Raw genomic sequence first — 3,303 nt, forward strand, 5'->3', positions numbered from 1 at the left:
TGTGCGCCGTTCTTGTAATACTTACGGCGGAATAGGGTGGCATCTTCGTTTAAAAGCGCTGACTGAATACCGCCATAATATTGGGGAATACCATAGATACCCTGGTTAGGGTCGTATTCTTTTAGGTGAATAACTTCGCCTTTTTTAAACCGAAGCACCTTGCCATTACTTAAGCGCTGCGCATAAACACCTGGCGTGGAGGTATAGCGCATCGATAACGCAGGTAAATGCCTTAGCTTAATCACATGACCAAAAGCATTTTTAATAACCTGAAAATACGCATTCGCCGCCCAACAATAATCAAAAGCAAACTTCTTAAACGTTCGCTGGCTCAACACCGTATTAGGCTTAAACCATTTCAAGATCATATTGCGTTTAAAATATAAAATAGGCCCATGCTGAGCATTAACGCGCAGCAACTTAACCAGCCCAGATAAACTCACAGGCGGTGAATATAACCCGTCCATATCCGCGTAAAGGCCAATATACTCCGTCATGTGATTATCTAAACACGGCTCAGGGTCGCCAAAGCTAAAGGTGTCGATAGATTTATCTTTCACCGGTTCTGTTGTCGTACTCTTAATTGAATTCATTATGCGGCATCTAATCCTATTGACGTTCTGGTGCTCGAGCTGTCACCAGATAATGGTTCGTAAATCATGGCGTGCATGATTGCCCAGGCAATATCTGCATGGCCTGTTGCTGCAGTTCGGTTGGTTGCATAACTAATCTGGTCACCAACTACCTTTTTGCGAATATTAATAAAGCTGCTGGCAACCATCACCGAATTCTCATCGAACTCAAACCGCTTTTTGCCAATGACATTAAGCGCTTTAATCACCATCTTGTTTTTGTTGTGCGGGTTGTAATGAATTGGCATCGCCAGCGGGAAGAATTTTTGTATTAACTCAAACACACCCAAGCCCATGCCGGTTGTATCAACACCGATATGCACAACATGGTATTTAAGGGTGAGCTCTTTAATTTCATTAGCCATGGTTTCAAAATCATTACCACTGAGATTCAGTGATTCCAATAACCTGAATTTATCGTCAGGCCCAAGCGGTAAACTCAAGACCACTACCGATGCAATGTCTCGCGTTCGGGCAGGGTCAAAACCAATAACAACCGGCTTCATGGCATAAGGACGTGGCCAACTCGGGTCAAAGTCAGTCCATTTCTTGCTATTACCCACACAGGCCATCAGTTGTTTAAGGCTAAACGCACTGTGGGCATCATCAATAAACTTACACATAAAGAGGTTGTTAAACTCTTCAGTGGAATATTCATTTTCCAAAATACTAATATCAATGCGGTCAAAGCCTTGCTTCACTACATCGTAAACATTGAGTTTTTGACGCCAAATACCATCATCACAAAGCAAGCCATCCTTTAACGTCTTATGGCTAACATCGATGGCAAACTCGGGATCATTACAGGCCTTAGTTTTTCGGTACCAGCGACCATTCCACAAATCATACGCTTCATGGCTCGTCACCGATGGCGTACTAAAATAAGTGATCCGTAAATCTTTATGGGTCGCCATTGCCTGGGCAAGACTGCGTAACTCTTTAAACTTCGGGATCCAAAACACTTCATCAATATACAAATCACCAGAAGCCGATTGTGCAGTCCGGGCATTGGTTGATTTGAAATACAGCGTTGTGGTTTTGCCTTTGTTACGCATGGTCAGTGGTGAGCCGCTTAGCTCAATACCAAACTGCTCACGACATAAGGCAATAATATTGGCTTTGAATATCTCTGCCTGGTCCCGCGATGCAGAAATGAAGATCTTATTACGGCCATTAACAATCGCATCATAAAATGCTTCAAAAGAAAAATAGAAAGTCGCGCCAATCTGACGCGGCTTTAATATGAATCGGCTACGGTGATCCTGATGTTCAAACCAGTGTAATTGGTGCGGGTAGAGCAGGTTGTCTTTGAGTGTATCGAGCATTTCCTTAGTGATACTCGACACATCATTCTTGATCTTCTTCTGACGTTTCTTACTTTTACTGTTTCGCTCGCCTTTCTGTTCACTTTGGGGCGTAGCAGCTGCAGGCGCATTTCCGTATTTCTTCGTGATACCGGCACTGGGCAAGCGTGACTGATTTAACGCGCATTGTTGTTTGGTCAGAAAATCGAGTTCTTTATAATCCGCGTCACTTTTATTATCGCGATCAGCCAATAACACAATACGCCGTGCAATCGCTGTCTCGGCATTAAGCGACGGGCACAGTTCATTCCAGCTGCCATCATCCGCCCAACGTCGTAATGACCTTGCACTTGGCATACCGTCAACTTCTGAAATTTCATCAAACGTCAGCCCACCAAAAACATAATGGTCACGCGCCGTTTTAATCATTTCGGGTGTATATCGGGGAGTCCTCGGTTTCATAACTGGCCTGTTGGTAAGAACAAGCGCCAAGTTTATAACCTTAAAACAGGTAATTCTTTAACAAGATTTCCGTGTTATTCCGCTTTCGCCAAGATCGGAATTTAGCGGATTTAATGTGATGGATTAAGGCCTGTTCAGAGGGCAAAATTGCTCTCACTTAGATTTACTTTGACATTAAACAGGAAACTACATGGCTCAATTACGCACTATTCCACTTGCCATTGCCGCCATGGGGTTAACGGTAGATGGTCGCGAAATATCAGAAAAAGACATCGACGATATTGTTGCTACTTACAAGTATAAAAAGTACGGCGCTCGTATCAATTTAGACCACGAATTTAATTGGTCAGGTTGGGCTGCGAAGAACCTTAGCAACATCGATATTAAAGGTGGAATGTTAGGTGATGTGATTGAACTGAGCGCGGCTAAAAATGAAGACGGTATTAAAGTCTTATACGCCGTGTTATCGCCGAACGCATCATTTGTGCAGTTGAACCAAGCTGACCAAGCCGTCTATTTCAGTATCGAAATTGACCGAGACTTTATGAAGTCAGGGAAAACCTATTTAACGGGGTTTGCCGTGACGGATTATCCCGCCAGTACCTACACCGACCGTATTCACTTTAGTCAGCAAGACAAAGACAACACTAATCATACACCTCCAGATACTGACCTATTAAAGGTGTCATTAGGGTTAGAAGAAACGGCCAAACCCAGCAAGAGCCTGTTTAAAAAACTCTTTAATTTTAATAAGGATGATGACGACATGAAACGCGAAGAATTTGCCGCCGCAATGACCGACGCGCTCGGTGAACCATTGCTTAAATTTAGCCAAGCGCTCGAAGCCAATACCCAAGCAACGCAAGACTTACTGGCTAAGCAAAATACGACCACAGCACCGACAG

Annotated in this window: 3 protein-coding genes; 1 reads left to right on the forward strand and 2 read right to left on the reverse strand. The window is 43.7% G+C overall.

Features of this window, described 5'->3' with window-relative positions; all coding sequences use genetic code 11:
* Together BT797_RS04275 and BT797_RS04280 are read right to left on the reverse strand one after the other, a co-directional pair.
* The coding region (locus BT797_RS04275; protein ID WP_422615838.1) for a phage portal protein at nt 1-593 on the reverse strand (593 nt) is incomplete at its 3' end.
* Entirely contained in the window at nt 593-2,398 is a 1,806-nt protein-coding gene (locus BT797_RS04280; RefSeq protein WP_075471170.1) for a terminase large subunit domain-containing protein, read from the reverse strand. The genes BT797_RS04275 and BT797_RS04280, both read right to left, overlap by 1 nt.
* 190 nt (nt 2,399-2,588) lie before the next feature.
* Between BT797_RS04280 and BT797_RS04285 the strand changes: the two genes are divergently transcribed.
* The coding region (locus tag BT797_RS04285) for a GPO family capsid scaffolding protein (RefSeq protein WP_075471171.1) at nt 2,589-3,303 on the forward strand (715 nt) is incomplete at its 3' end.

Origin of the sequence: Moritella viscosa (assembly GCF_900120065.1) — a bacterium.
Classification (GTDB): domain Bacteria; phylum Pseudomonadota; class Gammaproteobacteria; order Enterobacterales; family Moritellaceae; genus Moritella; species Moritella viscosa.